Consider the following 22,459-nt stretch of genomic DNA (forward strand, 5'->3'; position numbering starts at 1 on the left):
ACTTTTTTAGCGTTTGGCACGTTCGCGTTCTGCATTTCTGTTTTTGGGTGTTTTCTTCGGGTCAGCTTTTTGTTTCACGAGTTCCGAAGGTTTCTGCAGAAGGAACGGAATGGTCTTTACATTCCAACTTTGTTCGATGTCCCAGTTGACTTTGATGTGGAAGGGTTGAGGATAATAGTAAACCTCTTCTGCCTGCTTCTGTTCGGCATAGCACCCCGTGTCCCACTTACCGTTTCCGTTTTTGTCGGCTATGAGTCTGACGTAGTAGGTGCCTTTTTGGAGATAGAAGAAGTCGGCTCTTCCGTCTTTCACCTCCACTTGTTGGAGCGGCGTGCCATTGGATGCCAAGAGTTGGACAAAGGCAGGTCCTTCCACGCCGGAAATCATCAGGAAGAGAGAACCGAATTGTTCTTCCGTCGCCACCTGCACCTTTTGGTCACGCTGCTGATTCACCTTTCCCGACAAACCGACCATGCAGGCGGAATCAACGTTCAAGACATATTGCTGTCCCGGTCTCCACTCCGCTCGAAGCGTATATGCCAATCGGTTCAGCGAGTCTTGTTCCAGACGGAACGGAGCGGCGTGATAGGTGCTGTCCTTCAAGAGGAAGAGGTGGAAACCTGACGTATCGACTTTGGCTGGCTCGGGCAATGTGAAGTGAAGATTCTGCACCGGTGTGATTTCTCCGGGGAAGTCATATTTTATCTTCATCGGATCGACGGGCGGTGTCTCCTGCGAGAAGTCTCCTTTCTTGTGTCTTTTTTCCCGCTGCTTCTCCCACTTGGCAAGGTCTTCCGCCTTCATTCGCTGTCTTCGCTCATAGCTGAAGCGTGGAACGAACTCCAGCGTGTCGGATTTCATGACGTTGAGTTGGGTGCTGTCGTCCGTGGCTTCGTAGGTGAGGAGGATGCGAAGCGTGTCTTGGTTCACGAGTGCCGTGTCGCGAAGCCAATAGGTGATGGTGTCGTTTCCGACACTTCTCATTTCCTCAAAGGCATTTTCGTGGTTGAAGTTCAAACCGCGCACTTCGGGGATGTGGGTGGATGGCGCTGTGAAATATACTTTCATGTATTCCGGCTCACGCTCTGTTTTGAGTAAAACGCGTGTGGGATTTTGTTCGGAGAAGGCGAGCAAGAGAAGGTTGTCGGGCATGTAGTGCGTGAAATTCACCTGCTTCACCGTGTCAATGTGCACGGTGTCCGCCCAGAGGGTATCGTTACGGGTATCGGCGAAACAGTAGGGGCGGATGGTGTCGCGGCTGAACGCCAATTTCTCGCCACGCTGATAGCGATAGTCTCCATCCATGTCGCTGAGTGCGTAGAGAAAATACTTTCCCGGCTTCACACCTTTGATGGAAAAATGCCCTGCACCGTCTGTTCGTGCCACGCGGTCAAAGGGTTTTGAAACGAAGGCGGAATCTGCAAGGTCCGAGTGCAGTCCCACAATCATTCCTTTCACCGGCTCGAGATCCTCGGCTTGGAGCACATGTCCTGCCACTTCCAACGTGTCAATTTCTGCTCCGGTGGAGAAAACGTAGGTGAAGTTGCCGAGCGGGTTTCCTTCGTTGTTATCGACGATGGCGTCGCTAAAGTCAATGGTGTAGGTGGTGTTTTCTTTGAGCGTGTCAAGGAGATTGACGGAGATTTTTCTGCCGGAGGTTTTGATTTCCGGCATTTCAATTTGCGGAGGAGAGACGATGATTTTCTCTTGTGCATTTTCCACCTTGACTATTTCATCAAATTCAATGGTGATTTTCTTTGCTTTTTCTCCCTTTGCACCAAACGACGGAGTCATTCTTAGGATGCGGGGCGGCGTTTCGTCGTAGGGTCCACCGTCCGGCCCTGAACCGGGATTGGCACAGGAAAGGAACAAGAGAATTGACAGAAGAAAAGGAAAGAAAATATTTTTCATTGTGGAAGACGCCTTTTCAATTTTCAACTACGTTTGACGAATTTCAGTACTTCTTCAATCACTTTTCGGTCGTTGGCGAGGCGAGGGACTTTGTGCTGTCCGCCCAGTTTTCCTCGGCTTTTCAGCCAGAGATTAAATGTGCCCTGCGGAGCGATGACCAATTCCGGTTTTTGAAGCGTAATGTCTTTGTAGCGTTTTGCTTCGTAGTCCGAGTTCAGCTGTTGGAGTTGAGAGTCCAAAACCTCCATGAATTTTTCTGCGGAGTCGGGCATTTGCGAAAACTCAATGACCCATTGATGTCTGCACTTTCCCTCGCTGTTCATGAATATCGGTGCGGCGGTGTATTCGCTGACACGTGCACCTGTTATTTTACAAGCTGCTTCCAATCCTTTTTCGGCGTTGTCCACGATGAGTTCTTCGCCAAAGGCATTGATAAAAGATTTGGTGCGCCCGCTAATGATGAACTTATAGGGTTTAGTGGAAGTGAACTTCACCGTATCTCCGATTTGATAGCGCCAAAGACCGCCCGAGGTGGAGATGACAATGGCATAGTTCTTTTCCTTTTCCACTTCCCAAAGAGGAATTGCTTTTGGATTCTCGCTTCCCACTTCTTCAAGCGGAATAAATTCGTAGAAAACACCATAGTCAATCATCAGCAGCATCGCCACATCCGTCGGGTCGTCTTGCAGACCGAAGAAGCCTTCCGAGGCATTGTAGGTCTCCATGTAGTGCATTTTCTCGCTGCGAATCATGCGATGATATTGCTCTCTGTAGGGAGTAAACGCCACACCGCCGTGGAAGAACACTTCCAAGTCCGGCCATATCTCATCAATGCTTGACTTACCCGAGATTTCTAACATGCGCGTCAGCACTGCCATCATCCAGGACGGCACGCCCGAGATGTTTGTCACGTGACTCTTCAGTCCAATTTCGGCGATGCGGTCACGCTTTTCCTCAAAGTCTGAGAGCAAGGCTATTTTCTTTTCGGGCACTCTGACGAGATTTACCAGCGGATTGATGTTTTCAATGAGAATGGCACTGAGGTCGCCGACCAGAGAATGAGGAAGATTATAGTTCGATGCATGGCTGCCGCCGAGAATCAAAGCTTTTCCATCAAAGAGACGGCTTTTGGGATTGTTGCGCAGATAGAGCGCCACGGCATCCGTACCTCCGGCATAGTGTGTATCTCTCAAACCTTGCGCACTGACGGGAATGAATTTACTTTTGTCAGCGGTTGTTCCGGACGATTTGGCATACCATTTCACTTTTCCGGGCCATAGCACGTCTTTCTCGCCTCTTCTCATTCGGTCCACATCACCTTTGAGGTCTTCATAGGTGGTTACCTTGCTGTTGGCAGCAAAGTCTTCATAGGACTGCATGCGTTCAAAGCCGTGCCGAACGCCCCATTCCGTGTTTCGTGCTCGTTGAATCAATGCAGCGAGCACGTTCCGCTGTATTTCTTCTGCACACAATTCATATCGTCCAATTTCTTTCAGTCTTTTTGAAAAGAAAGGTCTGAGGATAGATGTTATACTCATAGTTAATGGTGGACAGCCTTATGTGGTTTTTACTACATTCGTTCTGTCTCTTCAAATTTGCGCAGCAAAGATAGCGAAAAACCAAACGTATCGTTACACCTATATATATAAAGGAGTGACTCAGACCGCCATAAAGGGGCAAAAAACAGAAAAACTAACAAAACAAGCTGCTTTTTTTCACGTTTTTCTTCCTTTCTTCCATTTTTATCTCATAAGGAACTTGAACACACTGCCCCTTGTTTCTTCTATTTAAGAAGAGGAACGAAAACTTACTTTCTCTATTCCAAAGAAACGGTGGAAAAGCCGGTGGAAAACCAGTGGATAAGTAGGTGAAATAAATAGGCAAGCTGAAAGCCTTCGCGCCGCCTTACGTTTTCCACCGTTTCACCAGCTTTTTCACCTAAAATAACCCTCTTTTCCCACGCTTTTCCCCATTTTTATTCACAGAAAACTTAAAGCATCATCTGTTTTTCACTACCTGTGCATAAATCAAACATCTTTCCACCACTCTTTCTCTTTTTAAAGGAAAACTGCGCGCTTTTGGGCTGTGGAAAAAGAGGTGAATAAAACAGTGAAGAAAGTGAATTATCAAAACACCAAATTTTCTCGCCCTTTTTTCTGAACGCTTTCCACAGCCTATATATATCAGCATGACTAACTTCTAAATATAAGAGTATATCCAACGAAGATAAAAATATAAGATGATGAAAGGAAAAGTGGAGAAGGTGGAAAAAGAGGGGAAACGAAGAGGGGAAACGAAGAGGGGAAACGAAGAGGGGAAACGAAGAGGGAAGGGAAGAGGGAAGGGAAGAGGGAAACGAAGAGGGAAGGGAAGAGGGAAGGGGAATGAAAAAGGTGCACCGGGGATTTTTGTGTAGCTGAAAATATTTCCTTCCGTAAAAAGCTATAATAATAGGATTAGCGAGGGTGTGTAAAAAATCCAACAATTTTGAGAGTTTTTTCGGCGATTCTACATTAACATTTTTAACCTTCGGGAACACTTTCTGCCTTCCAATTTTGCCTACTCGGCGCATAATTTTTCTTTGCCTTCCTCTAGTTTAAATTAGGGGAAGGCAAAGAAAAATTAGAGGAAGGCAAATTTTTCCCGGATGCGCTTCTAAAACCCCCGTTTTTAAAGGGAAAGTGACGAAAAAAGGGGGGAGCCGAGGCTCCTCCCATATCTCTGTACAAATATAATACATTTCGTCGCCAAAAGCAAGAAGTGTTAAAACCGAAAAAGGTCGTTGGGTGTGGAAAATTATGGAGGCGGTGTGTCATAATAACCAATCTGCTTCGTTGCTATCGGATTAGGCCTTGGTCATGTACTTCAGTACACTCCCTGCACCCTCATCCTCTGCGCCTTGCATCTTAGCCATTCTTACACACCGCCGATTATGAAAAAAACTTCTACCACTCATGTGCTATATTCTGCCACATAACACTCCAAAAATACCACTCATGACGAATAAAGGAAAACTTTCTAATTAATTTTTAGATTTTTAGTCATTATAATTTATATTTGCAGCGAATAAAAGGCTCTTTACTTGTAAAACTTTACTTTTTAGAAAGGTATTCAAGAGAACAAATGAAACGAAATATATCAATATAATCAATTATCAAAAAAATTAATGCTTATGTGCAGGACATTGTTATTTCTACTTTCGTGCTGCCTTTCTTGCAGTCTTTTCGCTCAGAATTTGAGTGTGGTAACTAATGAAAAGGGAAAGAAAGGCTATGCCAACGAACAGGGCGCCGTAGTGATTGCCCAAGACTACACCGACGCAGAGCCCTTTGAGAACGGACTGGCGATTGTAGGTAAGAAAGGTAAGTTTGGTGTCATCAACACCTCCGGAGCTTTTGTAATTCCCATGAAATATTCCTCCATCAAAGCCTGGGGCGAAAAACTTTTCTTGGTGAATGCGGGTAAAAAAGTAGGTCTCTATGACCAAACCGGTGCAGAAGTACTGAAACCGGAGTACAGTCACATCGGTCCCTTGAACTGCTACGGCGTGGCTTGGATTACCAAAGGCGGAGCAGTATTAAAATCCAATATGATATATAATAGCAAATGGGGTGTAGTGACTTCAAAAGGTGTGGTAAAAGTAGTTCCCACCTACGCCGGACTGATGGAGTTCAGTGACACACTGAAAACGGTGCAGTATCATGAAGGTCTCGCGCTTGCTATCAATAAAATGATAACCACTGACACGATGAAGACCGATGGTGAGTTTTTGGGCTTCAACAAGAAACCTTCCACCGCTCGCGAAGCCGGTATTCTTGACGCCAACGGCAACATCATCATGCCCACAGGCATCGCCACTTGGGTGATTCGTCCCGCCAGCGGCATGGTGCGTTGCTACAATCTCTTCTCCAATTCATGCAAATTTGGCTACTACAACCTGACTACCCAGAAATATATACAGGTGAGCAGCGACAACAAGTCTTTTGACAAGATTGAATATTGGACACACACCGACTTCGCCGGAAAATTTGCAGTGGTAAACCATGCCAGCGGCTGGTTCTTCGTGGACAAGGACGGCAACAAGATTCGCGAGGGCTACAACTTCGTTGGACACAGCAAGAAAAGCAAGGTGTGGTATGCCCGCCGCAACAGCGACAAAGTTTGCGATGTGTTTGACGAAGAAGGTAATCCCTTCTTCAAGAAAGATTTGAAGATTCAAGACGCTTCTTTCCCCGAAACCACGATGGCTGACGACCTCTTCGCCGTGCAGATTGACGGTAAATGGGGTATGATTAATCGTGCCGGCGAGGAAAAGATTCCTTTCAACTATCTCAAAATGAACGGTCCTAACTACGATCGCGTGATAACAAAAACGGAGAGCGGATGGGGTGTGATTGACTTGGAAGGCAACGTTGTGGTTGAAAACAACTTCAAAGACATCTACACCAACATAGAGGCTTCTCCCCGCTATTATTGGGTGCAAAACACCGCTTCCGGACTCTGGCAGGCTTACGACACTACCGACAAGACCGCCAAGGGTAACGAATATGCCACCGTCTATAACTTCAAGGATGGTTATGCTTTCGTCATTCCCAAAAATTTCACTGTGGACGACAAATCTGAACTCGTCACCTTCCAACTCGGAACAACCTACGTCAAGGCTGACAACAAGGTGAAAGTAATGAACGACAACAAAAAGTATTTCGGCATGCTCATTGACTCCAACTTGGATGTGCAGTGTGAAGGTCCGCTTTATCTGGGACACCGCAAAGTGGCTGTCGAAGCTGCCAAGAAGGTGGGCAAACCGTTCACCAAAGCGCAGAACAGGGCATTGTTGCTCAACCTCACTCGCAAATATCGCAGCTATAACTTCTTGAATGGCAAAAGCGTAAATGTGATTAAAGAAGAAAACTGGGACTTCTGATTCCATATAAAAAAATTTGAAGCATTATGAAGAAATTGACCATAACCCTTCTCGCTTGCACCATGATGTGCGGCGGAAGCCTGCTTCCCGCTGCGGCACAGAAGAAAGCAGAGCAGACGGACATGAAATATCGCCGCAGCTCCATCTATTCCCTGCTCATCAATCACTCCGACCAGACATTCGGAGAGGAAATCCGCAATGCCTTCATGGAGATGCCCGTGCCCGACAAATACAATGACCACGAACTCAGCGTGAAGGTTGTTGAACTCTCCAGCAAACTGAAGGGCGCAGGTTCGAGCGACGAGAACGAACAAGTCACTCAGTTCCTTGAGAAAAACCAAATTGCCTCCCGCCTCGTTGCCAAATGGTTCAACCGCGACATCTTCACCGGACAGTGCGACATGGAACTCATCAAAGAGCGTGGTCTTTACAACGCCACCAAGTTTGACGAGATTCTTGCCGAGCGTTCCGTAAGAAGCCAGGCTCTCATGATGGACGCCGGCGAAGACCTCATCGGAAACACCTTCGTGCTCGTCAATGACATTCGCTACATTGACAAAGAAAAAACAGCAAAAGTTGTAGGTGGATTATTTCGTGTTTTAGGGGCACTTACAGGTTATGACGACTTGGGTAACAGTGTAGGATCCATGGTAGAATCCATCAAAGGTTTCCGCGTGAAGATTAACACCTTCCTCTATCGTTTGGAATGGAACGAGGAGACTGCCAATCTCTTCTACAAGGAACAGTATGCTGCTGCTCCCGACGTGACGAAGTGGCAGAACTTCAACAATGCCCGTGGCACTTACAAATTGAAATACTGCCAGAAGGTGGAAAGTAGCGGTAACCAGACTTCTTTCATGGGAATCAATGAAGAGGCGAAGGATATCATGGTTCGCAAAGCCTGCCAGCGCGCCCTCGATGAGAACATCGTGGACCTTCAGACCAAGGTGCCCGAGTTCCGCACCAAGTCTCCCATCGTGACCACCGAACCCATCACAGCCTACGTCGGCATGAAGGAAGGTGTGACGGAGCAATCCGTGTTTGAGGTGCTGGAAGAAATTGTGGACGAAAACGGAAAGCACACCTACAAGAGCGTTGCCACCCTGAAGCCCGAACCGGGAAAAATTTGGGACAACCGCTACATGGCTGTGGAAGAAGGTGCGCCCAACGCAAACCTCGGCGCCACCACCTTCAAGAAGGTAAGCGGAAAGGACATCTTCCCCGGTATGCTCATTCGTGAGAAGTAAGCATTTAGAAAATACACCTTATTATATATAAGCGCTCTTTGAAAGAAACCGTGAAAAGGGCAACACAACCTTGTTTGTGTTGTCACTTTTCGCGTTTTATTCTGCTTTTAAACAAATTTAGTTGTGAAAAACGAAAAGTAAAGGCTTCGTTTTCTATTTTTGCCGCAGAATCTACCACTTTTTGAAACAGAAAGAGAAATTTTCAGCCTTTTCTTTCAAATCGTATTTAAGAAAAATCTAATCATCAAATCTTTTCCGACATGAAACTTAAACTTCTCCTCACCTTTCTTCTGACCGTTTGTTGTTTCCAGCCGATTTGGGCGGACGATGACAAACCCATTGAATATGACATCACCTCCGCTGGCTCCGGCGTGCAGGGTACCTATCTTGTGAAGGTCTATGTGAACTCCAAAAAAAAGGATCTCGTGGATGCCGATTTGAAATATGCTGCCGTACACGGTGTTCTCTTCCGCGGTTTCAGTGGCAGCAACGGAAAGCCCGGTCAGCGTCCTTTGGCTGGCAGTGCCACCGTGGAGAGTCAGCACGCTGACTATTTCAATGCCTTCTTCAATAAAGAGAAAGCCTATTTGCGCTATGCTGACGTAGTGGTTGGTTCCTACGAACGCATGAAGATGGCAAGCAAGAAGTGTTACAAGATTGGCGCCGTCGTGCAGGTGCAAAAAGATCAGCTTCGCAAAGACCTCGAAAAGGCAGGCGTCATCCGCGGACTCACCAACGGATTCTGAGAATTGAGTGAGGAAGGGGTTTGCAAAATTGACCCTCGCCTCCCTTTCTGAGCTCCGCCTTTCCATCACAAACAAAACGTATTGAGATATGAAAAAAACATTCATCATTTTAGCCGCTCTGGCTGGCTCTGTGCTGACTGCTGCCGACTGCCGCGCACAAGCCACCTCCATCTCTCCTTTCCCCGACATGGAAATCGAGTGTCTCGGCACAGAACTTGACGGCACAGAAACCCTCCGCGTGCAGGGCAAAGGCTCCAGCAAATCCGACGCCATCGAACAGGCAAAAAAGAATGCTGTCTATGCTGTCATCTTCCAAGGCATTCGCAACGGTGCTGACAAAGGCTGCGACATGAGACCTTTGGTCACCGAAGTCAATGCGAGAGAAAAATATGAAGAATATTTTGACCGCTTTTTCAAAGACGGTGGAGACTACTCCAAATACGTCACCAAAGAAGACGAAAAGAAGCGTTCAAAGGACAAAGTCAAAACAAAGACTTATGTTGTGAGAGTAATTACCGTGCGTGTTCTCCGCACTCAACTTAAAAACAGACTGAAGGGCGACGGCATCATCAAATGACGCCTCTCCACAAGCCACAAAAAAGAAAATTTCATGAAACTGAAGACTTTGGCGCTGGGCGCATTCTTCACAGTTGCCCTCGCCGCATTCTCGCAGGCAAAGAAACCCACCCTCATGGTTTTTCCCAGCGACAACTGGTGCCAAAAAAAGGGTTACATGCAAACCTTCGACAATCAGGGAACCACACAGGAAATTCCTGACTACACTAAGGCTCTCCTCAATGATGAAAATTTGGACAATGTCATCTCCAAAATCAACATTCTCATGACGGACAGAGGCTTCCCCCTCAAAAGTCTCTCGCAAACAAAAAAGTCCATCGATAAGAATTCCGCGGAAGACCAGCTCATTCAAAGCAAAACCACCGGCGCAAGCCTCAAGGAAAGTCCGCTGGACCGCCTCCGCCGCGTCGCAAAGGCTGACATCCTCATCTATGTGAACTGGCAGGTCAGCACCGTAGGTCCCAAAAACACCGTCACCTATAACCTCGCCGCCATGGATGCCTATACCGACAAACAGATTGCCGGCGCACAGGGAACAGGTGCTCCCTCCTTCAGCGCGGAAGTGCCCGTGCTCCTTGAAGAAGCCGTTCAAAACAACATGGACGATTTTTGCGCACAACTTCAGGCACACTTCGACGACCTTCTTGAGAACGGACGTGAAGTGAGCATCGACGTGAAAGTCTTTGACGACGGCTCCGGCGTGGATCTTGAAAGCGAAGACAACGAAGGCACCGAACTCTCTGAACTCATTGAAAACTGGATTGCAGAGAACACAGTGAACCACCGTTACAACCTCTCCGACGCCACCGAGAACTACATGACCTTCGAGCAGGTTCGCATTCCCATCTACAAAAAGAACGGAATGCCCGAAGATGCCATGGGCTTCGGACGCGAACTCCGAAAATATGTGCAGTCGCTTCCTTTCAACATTCCCTGCAAACTGTTGAACAAAGGACTCGGACGATGCCTCCTCATCATCGGTGAAAAATAAAATTAAATCGGTCTGTTCTCTCTCAGAACCTCTGCACTCTCTGCGCAGTTGTTCTCCCGGAACATTCCTTTCAAAAAGATTCAGACTATGAAAATATGGAAGATAGCGGCTCTCGCCGCCCTTGCTGCCACCCTCGGTGGACAGCGTCTTGCAGCCCAGGAATGCGAAATTCCCGTCTCCGTGATGATTATGGAACAAAGCGAACCCATTCCTCAAGCTGCCGCTGAAGTATTCAGCAACAGCCTCACCCGCATTGCCGTCAACGGAGGCATGAACGCAGAACTCAACTTCTCGCAGTTCATCTTCTCTGCCCGCATGGATGTCCTTGACAAAGCCGTGCTCCCCGGACCTCCCACTCAGGTGATGTATAACCTCGGCGTCACCTTCTACATCGCTGACGTCTATAACAAAAAGAAATTCTCCTCTGCCTACATCGAAGTGAAAGGTGTCGGACAGAACGAGACGAAAGCACTCATCAACGCTTTCCGCCAGATGGGCAACCAGAAAGCCAAACTCGGACAGATGCTCAAGGACGGAAAAGCAAAGATTCTCGACTACTACAACACGCAGTATCCGAACATTCTCAAGGAAGCAGAACGCGCCGCTTCGCTCCAAAACTACGAGCAGGCAATCGCACTCACCGTCACCATCCCCGCTTGTACCAGAGGTGGAGATCAGGCTGTCGCTGCAGGCTTGAAGTACTACAACAAGGCGCGCAACCGCTACTGCCGTCAACTCCTCACCCAGGCTCAGACGCTGTGGGCTGGCAACCAGACACAAGAAGTAGCCGGTGAAGTAGCTGAAATCCTTCTTCAGATTGACCCTGAAGCCGACTGCTACTCCGAAGCACTCGCCCTCGCCAAGGAAATCAAGACGCAGGTGCGCAAGGACATTGACTTTGAGATGCGCGAGAAATACAAAGACGCAGTCAAACTCGAAGAACAGCGCATCGCTGCCATCCGTGCCATCGGCGTAGCCTACGGCAACGGACAGCAAGCTCAAACCACCAATTTGATGTGGCTGAGATGAGATTTTCTTGATTCAATTCTTTCAGATTAAATATCAAAGGCGTCAGACCGTTTTCCGGACTGACGCCTTTAATCATAGTTTTTGCAAAAGTATTTTTTCTGAAGTTTTTAGGAGAAGTATTTTTCTGAAAAATCAGCAGTTCTTTCTCTTTTTGGGCGGTTCAATGGAGGGGTGTACTATAAATACGGGATAACAACCTAATTTATAGAAAAACCCTGAATCTTCGCTCACTTGTTCAGTTTCCAGGTGGCACCGTCCTTGGTGTCCTTCACTTCGAAACCGAGTCGGGCGAGTTCGTCGCGGATTTGGTCGCTGGTTGCCCAATCCTTCTGTGCTTTTGCTTTGGCACGGAGGGAGAGCAGGAGATCCACGGCTTGTCCGTATGCCTCTTCGCGGGCTGCGTTTCCACCTTCCGCTTCGCTCTTCAAACCCAAAATGTCGAAAACCCAGGTGTGAACCACCTTTTTCAGTGCTTCCAGACCGGCGGCAGTGATGGTTGCCTGACCGTCTGCCAGTTGGTTGATGACGCGCGTCACGTCAAACAGGTGGCTGATGACGATGGGGGAGTTGAAGTCGTCGTCCATGGCGGTGGCGCACTTCTCGTTCACCTCTTCGGCGTAAGCCTCTGTCAGTGAGCCTTGTGCCTGCGGTGTGATGCGTTCCAACTGTGCCACGGCATCCATGAGTCTTTCAAAACCCTTTTGGGAGGCTTGAAGTGCTTCGTTGGAGAAATCTACGGTGGAGCGATAGTGTGCCTGAAGAATGAAGAAGCGGATGGTCATCGGCGAGTAGGGCTGCTCCAGCAATTCGTGTGTTCCTTGGAAGAACTGGTCGAGTGTGATGAAGTTGTTGTAGCTCTTGCCCATCTTCTTTCCAGCGATGGTAATCATGTTGTTGTGCATCCAATACTTCACCATCTCGTCTCCCTGTGAAGCCACCGCCTGTGCGATTTCGCATTCGTGGTGCGGGAAGACGAGGTCCATGCCTCCGCCGTGGATGTCAAAGTGTGTTCCGAGATATTTTCTTCCCATGGCGGTACACTCGCAGTGCCAACCCGGGAAGCCTTCACTCCAAGGCGAGGGCCAGCGCATGATGTGTTCCGGCTGTGCTTTTTTCCACAGTGCGAAATCCACTTGGTGTTTTTTCTCGCCCACGCCGTCCAATTCTCGGGAGGCATCGTGCACATCCTCAAGATTTCGTCCGGAGAGCACACCATATTTGTGGTCTTTGTTGTATTTCACCACGTCAAAATAGATAGAACCGTTGGATTCGTAGGCATAGCCGTTCTTCATGATTTCCTTCACGAGTTCTTCCTGTTCGATGATGTGTCCCGTGGCGTGCGGTTCGATGCTGGGCGGAAGGACGTTGAGTTTGTCCATGGCACGGTTGAAGCGGTTGGTATAGTATTGCGCCACTTCCATCGGTTCGAGTTGTTCGAGTCGTGCTTTTTTTGCAATCTTGTCCTCGCCTTCGTCGGCATCGTGCTCGAGGTGTCCGACGTCGGTGATGTTTCTGACGTAGCGCACCTTGTAGCCGAGGTGTTTGAGATAGCGGAAGACGAGGTCAAAAGTGATGGCGGGGCGGGCGTGTCCCAGATGCGCGTCGCCATAGACGGTCGGTCCGCAGACATACATGCCGACGTGTCCCTCGGTGAGTGGCTTGAAAAGTTCTTTACGGCGTGAGCGCGTATTGTAAAGGAATAAACTGCGTGTCATGATATATTTGGAATGTTTTGATTATACGGTGTTTTTATTTTGCAAATAAGGTGGATGGATTCACAAGATAAACAAGTGGTATAGTTTTACGCAGCAAAATTAGCACAAAATCCCGTCTTCTACGCTCTTTGTGTGTTTCAGATTTATGAGGTGTTCAAAAGAATATGTTCACTTTTAGGTTGACAACTGATTAAATGTGCTTTATTTTCATCCAAATTTTTCCACACCCAAGGCGGTTTTTCGGTTTTAACACTTCTTGCTTTTGGCGACGAAATGTATTATATTTGTACAGAGATATGGGAGGAGCCTCGGCTCCCCCCTTTTTTCGTCACTTTCCCTTTAAAAACGGGGGTTCTAGATGCGCATCTAAGAAAAACTAGATGCGCATCTAAGAAAAACTAGATGCGCATCCAGGAAAAACTAGGTGCGCATCCAGGAAAAACTGCGCGCCGAGTAGGCAAAATTGGGAGGCGGAAAGTGTTCTCGAAAGTTAAAGATGTTAATGTAGAATCGCGAAAAAAACGCTCAAAATTGTTGGTTTTTTCGGCGAAACTTCTCCACCTTTCTCTCCATGAATGCTCATGAATGGGCTCATCAAATCGGCGTTTATTTTGGAACACGAATAGCGCGAATGGATGAAAGACAAAGAGACAAAGTTTGTTTGTATGATGTTTTTCTCTATTTTTGCAATTGGTTAGAATGCGTAATCGCATTTTGACGGAATCGGTGACGGACACGCATTCGTTCGTTTCCGGTTGCCACCTAAGAGAATGCAATGTCTTACCATAAAAAAATATTTCTTCGCCATGCTGTTGCACCCCTAAAGCAAGCAGCATCGCCTCTACGAAACAGACACTTTACAACGCACGCACAAGCCTTCGCATCGTCTGCCCATCGCGCGACGGCAAGGCAAACGATTTTTAGACAGAGGCTTCAAGCCTCCCTATTGTTTAACACGGTGCGCGCCCGTTCCTATTGACTTGATTTAGGAAATACATCTTATAGAGCTTTTGCTCTTGTTCTCTATTTTCGAATACCGCCAAAATAGATTCGCATGAGAACAAGCAGTAAGAAGGTTCATGCCCTAAGGCGTGAGCCATTCTGCGCTTGTTATGCGAATGGGCCACTTGGCGGTAGCCTGAAAATAGACAAGCAATTGAATGGTTGCGCGCCTATTTTTTATTCTCATGAGAAATTACTTTTTACTCCTTACCCTTTTATGTTTTTCCCTTTCTGCCCGAGCTCATGACGCAGAGGTAGATGGAATTTTCTACAATTTGGATGCAGCCAACAAGATGGCTACAGTCACTTTTAAGGGAGACAATTATGACTCGTATAATGATGAATACTACGGTGACGTAGTGATTCCTGAAACAGTGACTTATAATGGTATCACATTTTCCGTCACGAGTTTGGGAGATTACTGCTTCTATGATTGCAGCATTTTGACCTCCATCACCATTCCCAACTCCGTCACGAGTTTGGGAGAATACTGCTTCTATGGTTGCATCAGTTTGACCTCCATCACCATTCCCAACTCTGTCACGAGTTTGGGATGGAACTGCTTCGAGGGTTGCAGCTTTTTGACCTCCATCACCATTCCCAATTCCGTCACGAGTTTGGGAGGAAGCTGTTTCCGTAGTTGCAGCAGTTTGACCTCCATCACCATTCCCAACTCCGTCACAAATTTGGGATGGGGCTGCTTCTCTAATTGCTACGGTTTGACCTCCATCACCATTCCCAACTCCGTCACGAGTTTGGGAGATTACTGCTTCTCTTATTGCAACAGTTTGACCTCCATCACCATTCCCAACTCCGTCACGAGTTTGGGAGAATGCTGCTTCTGGAATTGCAGCAGTTTGATCTCCATCACCATTCCCAACTCCGTCACGAGTTTGGGGGAATTGTGCTTCTCTGATTGCCCCAGTTTGACCTCCATCACCATTCCCAACTCCGTCACGAGTTTGGGAAAAGACTGCTTCTCGTGGTGCAACAGTTTGACATCCATCTATATGCTCCCCTCCACACCTCCCAGCACAGGATATAGGATGTTTTATGGCACTCCGTTAGAAACAGTCTATGTGGTGGACGAGGATGCCAAGACTGCCTATCAAACTCAAGCGCCTTGGAACGCATATGAGATTGTGGTTATGCCCACCGGCATAGATGAAGTGGAGACAGACAAGACTGCCCCCACCATTGTCGGCTACTACGACCTGAATGGCAAACTAATCAACGGCAAACAACGCGGCGCGGTCATCGTGCGCTACTCCGATGGCACTACACGCAAGGTGCTGCTGAAGTGACTGCGCGAAAAGTGCCGGTGAAGTGACTGCGAAAGAACAGTCCGTCACACAGCCGACGCAATTATAGTGCTCAGAGATACTCTCCAACATTCAATGGTTCATCCGTTTGAGTAAGGAGACTTTCGGAGATGCACATGGAAAATGAACAGTAGGAGGTAAATGCCAACCCAAAAGGCATTTGCCACCTACTTTCTCTTTGCCACCAACTTTCGCTTTGCCTCCTACGTTCACCTTTACCGACCTCTCACGAAGCGGTGTTCCTTAGTGTGCTGTTTTGAAACACGAATCTCGCGAATGGGTGAAAGACAAAGAGACTAAAAGACAAAGAGACTAAAAGACAAAGAGACAAAGAGACAAAGGGATAAAAAGACAAAGAGAGGAAAAGACAAAACCAAGAAATCCCCTTGAGATAAACAGCAATAAACCTTTTCTTGAAAGAAGTGCATGCCGTCTGCAGCATCATCAACGTAAATTGCGCTTTCGGTGCTGCGGCTCTCGCCGCCATCTTCGCGGGCGTACAGCCTTCCAGGCTGATACTGAAGGAGTTCCCTGCTGTCCGGGGGCGTTGCCCCCGGTTACTCACAGTACAGCCTTTCAGGCTGGATAGTCTTGCTGGCCAACAGACTGTCCGCTCTTTGGGCTTTCAGCCCGTTCGCGGCAAAAGTAGTGCGGCTACCGCCGCCATCTTCGCGGGCGTACAGTTTTCCAGACTGGATAGTCTTGCTTGCCTTATCTTCCCCTAAGACATGAAGCGCAGCGTAACCGCACTTGCTGGCTTTATCACCTGTGCAGCAGCAGTATTTTAGCCTGGAAGGCTATACTGTGAGTAACCTCGGGCAACGCCCGAGGATAGCTGGACGCAAGAAAAGTTTAGCCTGGAGGGCTATACGCCCGCGAAGATGGCGGCGGGAGCCGCCGCGCCGAAGGCGCACTCTATCTTGACGCAGCATGGATGCGCAGTAAGGGAGCACAGGTCACGCCCCGCTGTGGCACAGAGGAACGGTTTTCGCCCTTCGTCCCTTCGTCTCTTCCTCTTTTCCTCTTTTCCTCTCTTTGTCCCTTAGCCTCTTTGACTCTTGTTCAACACAATTCTTTAAAAAACATCCACACTTTTTTCACAAAACCTCTAAATATTTTTTCAAGGGTAGAAAAAAGACGTAATTTGTTTTTTTCTAAAAAAAACTCTTTACATTTGCATTCGTACAATCGTTATTATGTTTTTAGAGTTTTACTCGGTTGTGACATAGATTTTTACCGCTTGTGACTTAAATTGTATCCGAAACACCTTTTTTGAGAGAACAATCATTTCAGAAAATCATTTTTTTACCATTAAAACAGATAGATATGGCACCTATCCAAATCAAACAATTTCTCTTCGTAGGAGCCCTCTGCGCCGGTTCGGCATTCTTGACGACAGCGTGCGTGGACAATTCCTATGACCTCTCCGAAGACCTTGACCTCACCATGGGGCTGGGTTCCAACGGACTGTCTGTCCCCATGGGAAACGTTGAAAAGATTTATCTCAACGACATTCTCAGCGTGGATGAATCTGTCAAACTGGACGCCGCGAACCAGTACTACCTCGTTGAAGACGGCACGACCAACTTCGATTTCACCATTGACAAAGTCACCACCAAGGTGGACAATCCCACCTTGCGCACCAACCCAGGTAAACCTGCTCTTCCGTTCAACAAAGTGTGCGAAATCCTCGGTGCGGCAGGCATTTCTTCCATCACGTTGCCCGCCATTCCCCAAGTCTTCTCGGGTGAAGCAGAAGGTACCGAGAGCATGGATTTCAGCGTCACTGACATCTCTTCTGACATCAAAGCCATTCACTCTGTGTCCTTCACTCCGCTTAAGGTCAGCCTCAGTCTTGAATGGTTCAAGAGCAACGCTGCTCTGAAGTTTGATTTGAAAGAACTGAAGGATGTGGAAATCACCCTGCCGTCCATCCTTCATGTGGTGGATGGTTCTGTCTCTGAAGGTTGGACACTTGTGGAAGGCCACAAACTCGTGGCTCATTCCGTTGCTTTCAATGGTGCCAACATGAAGGAGATTGTCAGTTTCATGATTGACCAAACTCAGCTCAAGGATTGCAGCACAATTGAGAATGGAAAACTCTCCATCTCTCCCGAAGTCCTCCACATCAAAATGAAGGGTGGTGCAGACTTCGTGAACACCGGAAGCTTCACCATGACCAGCAACGACTACATGGACGTTCGTCTTCACATCAAGGTCGGCACTCCCGGCGCGAACAACAAGACCAACATTGTTGTGACCAGTGCGAAGGGCGTTTTCGATCCCCTCATCAACCCCGATGTGGAATCCATTGACATCGCTTCCGAACTGCCCGACTTCCTCAAAGACCCGGAAGTGCGCGTGAACGTCTCCAACCCGACGCTCAAGTTCAACGTATATCCCAAGAACAACGTGCAGATTCCTGCTGACGTGGACTTCTATGCCACGCTACACTCCATCAAGGATGGTCAAGACCAGGTGAGTCCCGTGGAATTCCCGAAATACACCCGTCTCTACAAGAACACTTCCAACGTCATCTACTTCTATCAGGATGTCGCACCCTACGACCCCAACGGTTTAGAGGCTGACGCTCCCAGCAAAAAGGTACAGACCCAAAAGGTGGATAACATCTCCTCGCTCATCAGCGTTCTTCCCGACCGCATTGAAGTGGATCTCGGAGCCAACGGCAATGACAAACACATCCGCGTGGTAGGAGAAAACGAAGTAGCCCTCGGACAGAAGTACAGTCAAGTTGTGGATTACACCATCTATGTTCCCTTCGAATTCAAGAACGGCGTCACCATCGTCTATACCGATGAAACCGATGGCATGAACGAAGACCTCAAGGACTATGCTGCCGATGGCATTCAAATCAGTGCTGAAGCAGAGAACACCATTCCGCTTGACCTCAAAGCCACCATCTCGGCATACGACATGTACGACAACCTCATCCCCGGCATTCAGTTTGACGAAGTGGATGTGAAAGCCGGCGGAGGCACTGACGCGACAGCCGTCACCACCGCTCTCACCATTAAAGCCACCCTCACTGACCCCAACCTGCTCAAAAAACTCGACAAACTCGAATTCAAGATTAACGCAGCCAGTGAAGCCACTTCCAACGCCACCCACAAACTCGTCTCCACGCAATATGTGCAGCTCAAGAACGTCAAGCTCAAACTTGTCGGACAGATTGTGGCAGATTTCAATGACAACTAATTCTCTTTTCACGCCTATTAAGTTATGAAAAACAAGATATCAGCCTGCATTCTGGCAGCAGCCCTCGCACTTCCCGTGGCAGCACAAGAACTGCGCTCCACCTATTTCATGCAGACCTCAAACAATCGGCATGAAATGAACCCCGCGTTGCTTGACAGCAGCTATGTTTCCATGCCGCTCTTCATGGGCAACCTCAACATCGGCTCTACCGGTAATTTCGGTCTCGCCAACTTCGTCTATAAGATGCAACCCGGCTGGCAGGGCTACGGTGTGGACAATCGCAACCTCACCACTTTCATGCACCCCTCCGTCGATGCCGGTGACTTCCTTGGCGACCTCAAGGACAACAACCGAATGTCTTTGAATTTGAAATACGGACTCGTTGCCGTGGCGTTCAAGGCTTTCAAAGGTACGAACATCGTGGAACTCAACCTCCGCTCCAACACCAACGTCAATCTCCCGAAGCAACTCTTCGCCTTCATGAAGGAAGCCGGAAAGAATGAGTCCTACGAGATTTCTGACCTCGGCATCCGCACGGAGAACTTCTTGGAAATCGGACTCGGTCACTCCCACAAGATTAACGACAAAATCACCGTCGGCGGTAAGATGAAATTCCTCTTGGGCATCGCCTACGCCGACTTCAGCGCCGACAATCTGCACGTGCAGATGCAGGGCGACCAGTGGGCAATCAGTGGTCAGCCGAAACTCTCCGCTGCCATCCTCAAGTCCGAGTTCACCCATGAAAACAACAATCCCAGCGGAAAGATTGACGGCATTGACGACGTCACCTTCGGTCTCCCCGGCTTCGGTCTCGCTTTCGACCTCGGTGCAACCTACAAAGTGTTGGACGACCTCACCGTCAGCGCAGCCATCACCGACCTCGGTTTCATCAAGTGGAAAGACGCTTTGCAGGCAGCTCCCAACCGCACCAGCTGGACCTTCAACGGCTTTGCAGAGGATGTCTATGCCGGTGGCACCAACACCGGTTCCAACAAGATTGGCGACCAGTTCGAGCAAATCGGCGATGACCTCGAAGAAATGCTCCCGCTCTACGACCAGGGCAAGAAGAACGAAACCCGCGCTCTCGCTGCCACCCTCAACATCGGTGCAGAATACACGCTTCCCGTCTATCGTCCGCTCCGCTTCGGCTTCCTCTACACTTCCCGTTTCGCCGGAAAATACTCCTATCATCAGGGAATGCTGAGCGCCAACATCCGCCCCGTGAAGTGGTTTGAGTTTGCTCTCAACGGTGCGGTCAGCTCCTCCGGCTGCACTGCGGGTATGGTGATTGACCTCCACGCCAAGCACTTCAATTTCTTCATCGGTGCTGACCGTTTCCTCGGCAAGGTTTCCAAGCAGTTCATTCCTCTCCACAACATGAATAGCAGCGTGTCACTCGGCATGAGCTTCCCGCTTTGAGAGAACATCCCATAAATAATTAAGGTGTAGCGTTTGCTGCACCTTTTTTATTTCCTTATTTTTGCGGGGGTGTTCTATAAATTACGGGATAAGGAGCGTTCAAAAATCAACTCAACCTAATTTATAGAACACCCCTTAAAAGTTCCCCACCTTAACCCTACGCACCATGTCTTCACAGAAAAACAGCCTTGCAGAGGCGATAGTTTCTTTTCTCTTTTTTTCGCTCGGCATGTGGATGACCTATTTGACCCTTTCGTCAAGTTTCTTCTACGTGTTTTTGATGTACCTGTTTTTCTTCATTTCCGGCTTGTCTTTGGTGGATTTTCAAAAATCGGATGGGAAGAAGCCGGGCTGCTCCTTCACGTTGGGTTTCGTCGGTTTTTTACTCATTGGTTTGGCTTTTTTGTTCAAAGGAGAGAGCCCGATTTTTGTGGTTGTTTTCATGGGTTTGGGGTCTTGGGTCATCATGTATGAAATCGCAGCCTTGATGGGTTCCGACGCTATTCAGAATGCAGAGAAGCAGAAAGAGGAAGAGCGAAAGAAGTTGGCGGACCAAGTGGGAGACATCATTCGTCGGAACGAGCGCAAAAGAATATTGAGCGAAGCCGGTCTGCCCGAGGACATGACCGACGAAGAACTGGAAACTTTGTCCAAGCACGTGGAAGAATTGACAGAGGCAGCCGAGGAGGAATCCGCTTTTCGTTTTCTCAAAGAAGAGGATTTTGAGCGTGTCCACGATGCTGTTGAAGATTTGGTGTCGTTCATCCGTTCCATTGAAGGGCGCGACGACGTAAAAGAGATGATGGAAAAGGTGATGAATTTCCGCGAGTTGGACGGCTCACCGAGCATCATGGAGAACGACGTCAGGTTCCGCCTCACTTTCATGGCAGATGTCTATAAGTGCATCCGGAATCTTGGCGGTGACTTCAGCGAGTCCGGTCTCAACATGGAGTGCTGGCGTGTTTTCCTCCTTCTCTACGTCTCCCCCTCTCAGGATTGGAACTATGCCGAGTGCAACCGGGAGTTTATGGATTCTATTTCTTCGTCGGAACTGGACGAAACCCTCAAACAGATGGTTGACGCCGATGCGGCGAAAGAGGATGAGTTCTATCTCGCTCGCGTTCTGACCTACTGCGAAGAAGACCTTCGCACCCGCTATCTTTCCCTCCTCTATCGTTTCACTTCCACCATTGCCAAACTCGACCACACACTCAGTGACACGGAGAAGCAATGGCTTGCCCGCATCATGAAGGCAAAGGAACTCTCTTCCGGAAACGGTACCACCGTCACCACCGCTGAACAGATGAAGGAAGGACCTTCCCCGGCGGAACAACTCAATTCGCTCATCGGACTTCAGGGTGTCAAGGAAGAGGTGAAACGTCTGACCAATTTCATCCGCATTCAGAAACAGCGTGATGAAGCAGGTCTCAAGACCGCCGGTATTTCCTATCACTGCGTCTTCACCGGTAATCCCGGTACGGGCAAGACCACCGTGGCACGCATCGTGGCGGGAATCTACAAAGAACTTGGCATTTTGAAGAAAGGACATCTTGTTGAAACAGACCGCTCGGGGCTTGTGGCAGAATATGTCGGGCAGACAGCCGTCAAAACGAACAAGGTGATTGACTCAGCCTTGGATGGCGTCTTGTTCATTGATGAGGCTTACAGTCTCGTCGGAGGTGCCAACGACTTCGGTTCTGAGGCGATAGCCACGCTGTTGAAACGCATGGAAGACAACCGCGACCGCCTGGTTGTCATTTTGGCGGGTTATGAGGATGAAATGCAGGGGTTCATTGACTCCAACCCCGGTCTTCAGTCTCGTTTCAACCGTTACATTCATTTTGAGGACTACAGTGCCGATGAGTTGTTCTCCATTTTCAAGATGTATGTGAAGCGCAACGACTACGTTTTGGACGCCGCAGCAGATGTGGCACTTCGTCAGCGTTTGGAGAAAGCAGTGGCGGAGAAAGACCGCAATTTTGGCAATGCCCGCACCGTGCGCAACCTGTTTGAAAAAACGTTAGAGAATCAGGCGATGCGTCTCGCCGTCATCTCGGATTTGACGCGCGATGACCTCCTCACGCTGAAAACAGAGGATTTGGGCTAAGTAATCCTCAAAAAATAACCTGCATCATCTTTGAAAATCTTTTCGGTCCATATTTTCTCCCTCATCAGTCACATAACTACGGCTATGCTCCTTCTTCGGGTGAAAATCTGACCTCGAAAATGTCATTCAAATCTGACGCAACTTATTATTTTCATATTACTAAGTTTCCGCCCGGCGGGATGGCAGCCCGTGGACTGGCAAACGATTTACCGGACAGCAATAAAATAGAATCAGAAAGATACAAAGCACCTGCG

At 48.4% G+C, this 22,459-nt stretch carries 13 protein-coding genes; 10 read left to right on the top strand and 3 right to left on the bottom strand.

Annotated features, from left to right (window positions below; genetic code table 11):
- Positions 1–6 precede the first annotated feature (6 nt).
- A complete protein-coding gene (locus I6E40_RS03720) occupies positions 7–1,911 on the bottom strand; it encodes an Ig-like domain-containing domain (protein WP_235385563.1) in 1,905 nt (634 codons plus the stop codon).
- 23 nt (positions 1,912–1,934) lie between these two features.
- The gene (locus tag I6E40_RS03725; protein ID WP_235385564.1) at positions 1,935–3,449 is read right to left on the bottom strand and encodes a GH3 auxin-responsive promoter family protein; all 1,515 of its coding nucleotides are present in this window, start codon (positions 3,447–3,449) and stop codon (positions 1,935–1,937) included.
- Between the two features lie 1,703 nt (positions 3,450–5,152).
- Between I6E40_RS03725 and I6E40_RS03730 the strand changes: the two genes are divergently transcribed.
- From I6E40_RS03730 to I6E40_RS03755, 6 genes are all read left to right on the top strand, one after another.
- Positions 5,153–6,835 (top strand): WG repeat-containing protein, encoded by a 1,683-nt coding sequence (locus I6E40_RS03730; protein ID WP_235385565.1) that lies wholly within the window; start codon positions 5,153–5,155, stop codon positions 6,833–6,835.
- 26 nt (positions 6,836–6,861) lie between these two features.
- Positions 6,862–8,082 (top strand): hypothetical protein, encoded by a 1,221-nt coding sequence (locus I6E40_RS03735; protein WP_235385566.1) that lies wholly within the window; start codon positions 6,862–6,864, stop codon positions 8,080–8,082.
- A 260-nt stretch (positions 8,083–8,342) separates the two neighbouring features.
- Positions 8,343–8,828: a hypothetical protein gene (locus I6E40_RS03740; RefSeq protein ID WP_235385567.1), complete on the top strand. Its 486-nt coding sequence runs from the start codon at positions 8,343–8,345 to the stop codon at positions 8,826–8,828.
- 88 nt (positions 8,829–8,916) lie between these two features.
- A complete protein-coding gene (locus I6E40_RS03745; RefSeq protein WP_235385568.1) occupies positions 8,917–9,405 on the top strand; it encodes a hypothetical protein in 489 nt (162 codons plus the stop codon).
- Positions 9,406–9,438: 33 nt separating this feature from the next.
- The gene (locus I6E40_RS03750; RefSeq protein ID WP_235385569.1) at positions 9,439–10,395 is read left to right on the top strand and encodes a DUF6175 family protein; all 957 of its coding nucleotides are present in this window, start codon (positions 9,439–9,441) and stop codon (positions 10,393–10,395) included.
- A gap of 87 nt (positions 10,396–10,482) precedes the next feature.
- Positions 10,483–11,424: a hypothetical protein gene (locus I6E40_RS03755; RefSeq protein WP_235385570.1), complete on the top strand. Its 942-nt coding sequence runs from the start codon at positions 10,483–10,485 to the stop codon at positions 11,422–11,424.
- Between the two features lie 227 nt (positions 11,425–11,651).
- On the opposite strand, the gene cysS is transcribed toward I6E40_RS03755, so the two are convergent.
- Positions 11,652–13,139, bottom strand: a complete 1,488-nt coding sequence (gene cysS / locus I6E40_RS03760) for a cysteine--tRNA ligase (protein WP_235385571.1) — start codon at positions 13,137–13,139, stop codon at positions 11,652–11,654.
- A gap of 1,295 nt (positions 13,140–14,434) precedes the next feature.
- Between cysS and I6E40_RS03765 the strand changes: the two genes are divergently transcribed.
- The 4 genes from I6E40_RS03765 to I6E40_RS03780 all read left to right on the top strand — a co-directional run bounded on the left by I6E40_RS03765 (position 14,435) and on the right by I6E40_RS03780 (position 22,205).
- A complete protein-coding gene (locus I6E40_RS03765; RefSeq protein WP_235385572.1) occupies positions 14,435–15,445 on the top strand; it encodes a leucine-rich repeat domain-containing protein in 1,011 nt (336 codons plus the stop codon).
- A gap of 1,344 nt (positions 15,446–16,789) precedes the next feature.
- On the top strand, positions 16,790–18,679 hold the full coding sequence (locus tag I6E40_RS03770) for a hypothetical protein (protein WP_235385573.1): 1,890 nt from the start codon (positions 16,790–16,792) through the stop codon (positions 18,677–18,679).
- A 24-nt stretch (positions 18,680–18,703) separates the two neighbouring features.
- Positions 18,704–20,098 (top strand): DUF5723 family protein, encoded by a 1,395-nt coding sequence (locus tag I6E40_RS03775; protein WP_235385574.1) that lies wholly within the window; start codon positions 18,704–18,706, stop codon positions 20,096–20,098.
- A gap of 166 nt (positions 20,099–20,264) precedes the next feature.
- Complete coding sequence (locus tag I6E40_RS03780; protein ID WP_235385575.1) at positions 20,265–22,205, top strand: AAA family ATPase; 1,941 nt, start codon at positions 20,265–20,267, stop codon at positions 22,203–22,205.
- Positions 22,206–22,459: the final 254 nt, after the last annotated feature.

The organism is Prevotellamassilia timonensis, assembly GCF_021531665.1.
Taxonomy (GTDB): domain Bacteria; phylum Bacteroidota; class Bacteroidia; order Bacteroidales; family Bacteroidaceae; genus Alloprevotella.